The sequence below is a fragment of the Bacillus sp. R86525 genome (genome assembly GCF_042466195.1).
Taxonomy (GTDB): Bacteria; Bacillota; Bacilli; order Bacillales; family Bacillaceae_G; genus Bacillus_A; species Bacillus_A nitratireducens.
Window position 1 is genome coordinate 1 of the sequence record NZ_JAXHPX010000002.1, and the last position, 6,849, is coordinate 6,849.

General features: G+C 31.2%; 7 protein-coding genes. 4 read left to right on the top strand and 3 right to left on the bottom strand.

Going from position 1 to position 6,849, the window contains the following annotated elements:
• Positions 1 to 430: 430 nt before the first annotated feature.
• Positions 431 to 1,768 carry a MobV family relaxase gene (gene mobV, locus SJY24_RS00555; protein WP_377863360.1) on the top strand — a complete coding sequence of 446 codons (1,338 nt, stop codon included), beginning with the start codon at positions 431 to 433 and terminating at the stop codon, positions 1,766 to 1,768.
• Positions 1,769 to 2,592: 824 nt separating this feature from the next.
• Here the strand turns inward: mobV and SJY24_RS00560 are convergent.
• Positions 2,593 to 3,189 (bottom strand): hypothetical protein, encoded by a 597-nt coding sequence (locus SJY24_RS00560; RefSeq protein WP_377863361.1) that lies wholly within the window; start codon positions 3,187 to 3,189, stop codon positions 2,593 to 2,595.
• 103 nt (positions 3,190 to 3,292) lie between these two features.
• Between SJY24_RS00560 and SJY24_RS00565 the strand changes: the two genes are divergently transcribed.
• Positions 3,293 to 3,532 carry a hypothetical protein gene (locus tag SJY24_RS00565; protein WP_215596560.1) on the top strand — a complete coding sequence of 80 codons (240 nt, stop codon included), beginning with the start codon at positions 3,293 to 3,295 and terminating at the stop codon, positions 3,530 to 3,532.
• A gap of 177 nt (positions 3,533 to 3,709) precedes the next feature.
• On the opposite strand, the gene SJY24_RS00570 is transcribed toward SJY24_RS00565, so the two are convergent.
• Together SJY24_RS00570 and SJY24_RS00575 are read right to left on the bottom strand one after the other, a co-directional pair.
• A complete protein-coding gene (locus tag SJY24_RS00570; protein ID WP_377863362.1) occupies positions 3,710 to 3,868 on the bottom strand; it encodes a Phr family secreted Rap phosphatase inhibitor in 159 nt (52 codons plus the stop codon).
• Positions 3,868 to 4,959, bottom strand: a complete 1,092-nt coding sequence (locus SJY24_RS00575; RefSeq protein ID WP_377863363.1) for a response regulator aspartate phosphatase — start codon at positions 4,957 to 4,959, stop codon at positions 3,868 to 3,870. The genes SJY24_RS00570 and SJY24_RS00575 overlap by 1 nt, the downstream gene beginning before the upstream one ends.
• 460 nt (positions 4,960 to 5,419) lie before the next feature.
• Between SJY24_RS00575 and SJY24_RS00580 the strand changes: the two genes are divergently transcribed.
• Entirely contained in the window at positions 5,420 to 6,031 is a 612-nt protein-coding gene (locus tag SJY24_RS00580) for a helix-turn-helix domain-containing protein (protein WP_086389628.1), read from the top strand.
• A gap of 538 nt (positions 6,032 to 6,569) precedes the next feature.
• Positions 6,570 to 6,849 (top strand): hypothetical protein (locus SJY24_RS00585; protein ID WP_377863364.1); only part of this gene is annotated, 280 nt, incomplete at its 3' end.

Consider the following 6,849-nt stretch of genomic DNA (forward strand, 5'->3'; position numbering starts at 1 on the left):
TGGGAGAAGAAAAATAAGCAGTAAGTGTCAATGGTAAGCGGACTGGAATGGGTCAGCGGTTTGTGCTGATCCATGAAAGGAGCATTAAGGAATGGACACGTGCAACCGATTTTCCATCCTCTTGGCAGTTCCTCAAAACGAACCGTTTTGGGGACGCCAACCGGCGAGGAAGCCCCTCAAGGATTTGAGGGGTTGGGGAGTTGGATCGATGGGGTCAAGGGGAAGAGTTCCCCTTGTGGGGTGTGGGGCAAAGCCCCTGGTCTTTATCACGCTGTGGCGTGATTTGGCGAAGCCAACGAGGTCTCGCAGAGCCCACACCAAATGTAATTTGGTATAGTGGGCTATACCAAAGCTTTGGATTCGCTCTCTCGATGTGTTATGATGGTACCAAAAGAAGTCCTCTTCCTGAAGACAATTGTGAGGGAAAAACATGAACAAATTCGCAATCATTCACATGCAGAAATTTCAAATTTCTGACGTGCAAGGAATTCAAAAACATAATCAAAGACAGGGAAAAAGTAAATCCAACTTGGACATTGATTATTCGAAAAGTGAACAAAATTATGATTTGTTGAATCAGCAAAAAATTAGATATGAAAGCACAATTAAACAAGAAATCAGTGAGCGAGTAAAGCGAAAGCTACGAGCAAATTCCGTTGTACTTTCAGAATTTGTAGTAACAGCTTCGCCTGATTACATGAATTCTTTAAATTTAGAAGAACAGAAACGTTATTTTGAGAGTTCGCTAGAGTTTATTCAAAAACGTTATGGGAAACAAAATACGTTGTATGCGATGGTTCATATGGATGAAGCGACACCACATATGCATATCGGAGTCTTACCAATTACAGAAGACAATCGTTTGTCCGCAAAAGATATGTTTACAAGAAAAGAATTGATAGCTTTACAACAGGATTTCCCGATGGAAATGCGGGAAAAAGGCTTTAATGTAGAACGGGGTGAAGGTTCAGAGAAAAAACATTTATCGCCTCAAGCCTTTAAGGAAAAACAAGATTTACAAGTAGAAGTGGAACAGTTATCCAATGTAAAGACACATTTAAAAACAAAAGTAGTGGAAACCCATAATCAATTACAACAAACCACAAACTACATTGAAAAACAGAATGAAACCTTACAAAAAATTCAGCAACAATTTTTGAGTTTAGATAAAAAAATAAAAGAAAAGAAACAAGAATTTGAAACGTTTCGAAACCAAATTTCGGACAAGCCAGTGTCAATGTCTTATTTGCGAGAAGAAACAAAAACAGAAGTAACAACGAAACTGTTTGGAAAGCCAGAAATTACAGAGAAGAAAACAGGAAATATCGTGGTTACACGTGAGCAATGGAGAGATATGACAGAAAAAGTGAATGCAGCGGTTATTATAAAAAACGATTATGAGCGTTTGCAGAAAACAGATCTTGTAAAAGAGAATGAAAGTTTACGAACAGATAATAAATATTTAGAACAAACAATAGAGGGTAATAATCTTGCTTTAAAACATTCTTATAAACAAAATTGGGAATTGAAAGAAGCAAATAAAGAATTGCATACTGAAATAGGCTCTTTAAAAGCTCATATAAGAGATTTACAGACTAATATAAAGGTTTTATATCAACAAACGAAAAAAGTCTTTAAAGAGCAATTCAAGGCGTTTAGAGGGCTTATTAAAAATGAACTGGATATAAAGGGTGTAGATAATCAATTTGAACGTGAACATACAAGAGAAATGAAAAGTAGACAGAAAGGATATGACATGGAACGTTAGAATCGGGTATGTTATGAAAAGTATAAAATTATATTTCATACTGGATTAAATGAAAAAAGACCAATTCTTGTGTAAAGAATTGGTCTTTTTGTAACAAGGAAGTATTAACTTGTAAATCATTTTTCATGTACACAATTATTATATCAAATGAAAAATACAATTGTTAGATTTTCAGTTATTTGTTAGAAAAATATAAGGAATACGAGTTTTTTATGATAAAATTAGATTGAAAATGGAAATGGGTTCAAGTTGTTGTTTGAATGAACTGTACATAAAAAAACCAATTCTTTTACACGGGAATTGGTTTTTTTGGTGTGCAATTATTGGTTTAAGGAGATTAGTCTGTATCATGATTGATCATATCACAAAAAGAAAGAAAATTCAAAATTTAAACAGAATCTATTATATGATATGAAAATGTGCATATTTTCTAATTGATTTCCGAAATTGTAAACAAATGGGTTATAATAAATGAATGAAACACCCTTCCGGTCCTCTATGGGGCTATACTCTATCTGTTGTTGGTACGAAGTCTGTTAATAGACTTCGTACTTTTTTTGTCCTCAATGTAAACTTTTGAATATTAGTTTACTTTCATACTATTGATTTTATTGGATTTTAAGAGGTTTTTAGAAAAATAGATATTTCCGCAAGGAAAGTATACATTCAGAACACGAGGATAAAAGGATTTCCACGCCCGACCTTTGCCCCCTAGTCTTCGCAGTAAGGAGTGGCTAGCCAGTCCGTTTGCGAAGCGGGGGCAAAGAGAAGAAGGGCAATTGTAAAATAAAAGAACCAGACAATTAGTCTGGTTCTTTTATTTTTTATCTATATCTTTCTGCGAATTGTTCTGAATAAGAATCAACTAATTTAGTTCTTCCAGAATCAGAATAGATTTTGACATTGTATTTAACATATACATTGTATGCATCTTGGTCTTGCCATTTTTGTACTGTCCACCATAAGCTTTTGCCTTTAGGTATTGAAAGATTTGATGTTACATATCCAGCTACACCAGCAGCGAATCCATTAGTAAGTTTTGCAACTACTGAACCGCCTAATCCTGCAATGGCAGCGTTAATCATAAAATTATATGAAGCATTATAGAATATATTATTTCCATAAGTTGTCGTAACGTATTTCCAGTTGAATGTTCCTTCTGTTGGATGAACATAATTTGGTTGGTCTGTAGATGTAATTGGGTTAAATGGAGCTTGTCCATTTTGGAACAGTGAATCTAGATTTTGTTGCGGTAATGAACTAATATCAATTGCTCTGTTTTCTTTTGAAACATTATCGTTGTAAGAAACCTTAGGTGTAGTTTTCACATCATTTTCTGCGGCATGTACTGTTGGGTTAAATGCTAAGCCTGTACTTAATATTAATGCGAGTGAACTTCCTGCTAATAGAGTTTTTTTCATAATTAATTCCCCTTTCATTTATCAAAAAAATTTAATACAATATATAATACATTCTTTTTCTGAAAAGTAATTATTTTCTAAAAATAGGAGGTTGATGTTTGTTGTGTTTAGTAAAATTACTTCAAAAAATGAACGTATTTACGTAGTTATTGTAGTTGCACTGTCTATTGGTTTATTTAGTATATCTAGGACAATTTTGGCGTTATATGGTATGGCATTTTTACTGTTTTTAGCGACTTTTATATTTAGAGACAGACCTACAAGAAAAGAAATCTTTATTAACTGTGTTGGACTTGTATTGTTATGTTTTATTTTTTGGATGGGAGAAAATTTATTTAGTTAATAGAAGGCTATTAGGATATTTTGTGAAGTTAATATAATTATAAACATAATTTTTAATTTATGTAATATATTGTTAATAATTTTAATATAATGGTAGCTTAGCAAACTTTGATATATATTGTTTTTTGTTTATAAAAGTAAAAAAAACACCTTCAAAATAGAGGTGTTTTTTTTACTTTTATAGGTCAGCATGTGTTTGTAAAATATAATCTGGTCTTGCTGGTGCACCACCGCCATCTCCTATATTTACAGCTTGATTTTTAAAAGAGTCGTTTAATCCTAACGATAAGATACTAATTAAGGATATTCCAAGTATAGTAAGATAAATTTTTTTCATTATTTTAACGCTCCTTTTTCTAGTTCGTTTTTTTGAGCTGTATTGCTTATATAAAAATATTGGCTTGCTTTGTTATGGTTATTTTCTTCATAAAATTTTAGAGCTAAGATATCAGCATATTCTTTTACACATTCCCATAGTTTTTCTTTTTTAAAGTAAGTAATACCTTTTGAAATTGATGTTTCTAAAGTTAATGTAGGAACTTTATTATTAAGTTCGTTTAAGATTTTAAAGCGATGTTGGAATTCTTGATTATTAAAGTCGGTACTAAGTTTTAAGCCTTTTTCAATTAATTGTTCAGCGTAATTATGATCATTTATTTTATAGTATTCAAATGCTTTTACGAAAAATGCTTTGAAATGATTTGGATTATTTTTTGTTACTTCAGATACATGACGAATTGCCAGTTTAGATAAATTTTGTTTTGAATATAACCAGGCTAAATTATGTCTTACCATAAGGATAGAGTTTTTATGGTTATTTTTTTGGAATGTGTCTAGAGCTTTATTAAATGATTCCTCAGCTAGTTCGAAATGTTTTAAGTCAATACAACATAGGCCTATAAAGTTATCACATAGTGCTACATTTATTTCATAACCTTCATGTTTTAAAAATTCTTTTTTAGCTAATTTTATATAATCAAGAGCTATTACTTGTTTATAGATTTGATAATAAAAATATCCCATTCGATAATTAAATTCAGCATGTTCTATTGGATCAGGAATGTGTATTAATAGTTCTTTTGCTTTTTCATAGTGATCACTTGCTTCAGTGTAATTAGATGTTAAGGTACAATGAAATGCTTTAAAGAAATGATAATAATAAGCTAGGAAGTCATCTGCTGGAGTGATGAAATTATCCATTTCATCAAAACTGTTTTCGTTAATACTTATCCAATCTGTTAATGCTTTGTATCTAAAATCTAATAAAGAATAGTATAAGAGTAAGTTTTGATTTTCTTTAACATTGTTAATTTCACTGTCTATATATTCTTTTAATTGTTTTGCTTTAACTAATTGTTGTTTTAGCATGGATTGATACCAGTCATTTAATAATTTTGTTATTTGTTCATTTTCTAATTGAACATTCATAGAATCTTCCCCTTTTCCAAAATTATCTATATCTTGTTTTTACCATGTTATCATGGTAGTACATTAGATTAACTTTTAAATAAGTTGATATATATTATTTTTAATATTCTGTTTATTTTATCTTTGTTTTTATATGGATGACAAAAAGCCCTTTTATATCAAGGGCTTTTTGCTAATGGGCGTAAATAAGATATTAGTCTTATTGACATTTTTAGGATATCAAATTTAGTTAAAACTGTTTATATTTGTTTTTCAGAATATAAAAAGTCAGACAAGATATAACAAAAAAAGCCATTCATGCTATAATTGAGTTGTCGAAGCTACAACTATAGGAGAAAGGCTTTTTTTACTGTTATACAATTAATTAGAGTGTTCAGACTCGAATTAATTTATCTAACTACATAATAACAAAATAAAAGTCTCTTCGCTAGTTGTAAATACTAGGAACGAGGAGAAAAGCATGACCAATACCATTGATTTTAAACAAGTTGAGAAAAATGCAAGAATACGTGATTTTGAGAATGAAAAAGAAAAGTTTAAACAAGATCATAACGGAATTAATCAAGAAGAAGTAAATCAAGCAATGCAAGTATTAAGTAAAGCTACTGGTGGAAAAGAAGTTTTTATAGGTACTAAGCGTTCTCCACAATCAAGAGTGAAATTCGCTCAATTCATTCAAGATAATATAGATCAATTAGAAGAAATAAATTATCTTGATAACAAAGAAATTGTGGTTATTTGGAAAATAAGTAGAAAAATAGGTTTTCTATCAAATTGTATTGTAGATGATATACATAAAAAAAATCCTGTTCCATTAACTCAAACAGAGATTGCCTTATTGTTAAAAAGAACTAAAAATAACATTAATCCTATTATTAAATCATTAGTAGATAAAGGGATTTTAGCTGTTTCAGAGATTGGAATTGCAGGTAATAATGTTAGAGCCAATGCGTATTTTATGAATCCAAATATTATTTTTGCAGGTAATAAAGATGATGTTAATCCAACATTGAAAGCGATGTTTCATAGGGTTCCAAAAGAATTAAAAAACTTACCTGTAAAATTATTTTAAAGCTGAAATTTTCAGCTTTTTTTTTGTTATTTTTGAAGTTCTTAAAATCAAGAACTAAAGTTCTTAAAATTAAGAACTTCAAAAACCTTCTTAAACCCTTGATATAATTATGTTTTTATCCTCAAACAAGGGATGTTTCCTCTCACTCTATATATAAGGGCTAAAAGTTCCGCAAGGAACAGGTCGTATTTTCTTTCGCGTTGCTTCAGAAAATCTCCACCTTTTTCACTACGTTTCTTCCTTGCGGAACTTTTTTCGGCTGGTTTTTAGCTTTCGCCAAGCCGAACAGACCAAAAACGGGATTAAGTCGCTCGACTTGGACCAGCAATTGTACCAGCCGAACCGCCAATTCTTCCGTTCAAAGCATGATTCTTTTTCCATATGTATCAACGCTATGTGGGGTTTAGCCCCCACACGACTAGCCAGCACTCACATCCAAAAACAGGGGGAAGATACATTCATGATTCAATTTAGTACTAAAAAGGTCTATAATAAAACTATTAAAATAGTACTATTTAGTTTGATAGGAGGCGTGTGAATGTCTAAACAACAGGTTAAATTCTATGTTGCGGAAAAGGAAATGGAGCGTTTAAAACTTTTGTCTGAAATGCGATTTATGACAGTTCCTAATTATGCAAAGTTAACAGCTTTAGGTGTGCAAATTAGACAGCCGAAAGAGATCATTTTAGGCGATGTAGAATTACAAGAAGAAGATAAGGCTGTATTAAAAGAAATTTTGGAGAGAAGACGAGGAAATGGCTACATAGCCTACGACATAGGATTTAACGAGCGATTGGAACAACTCGCAAAACGACTAT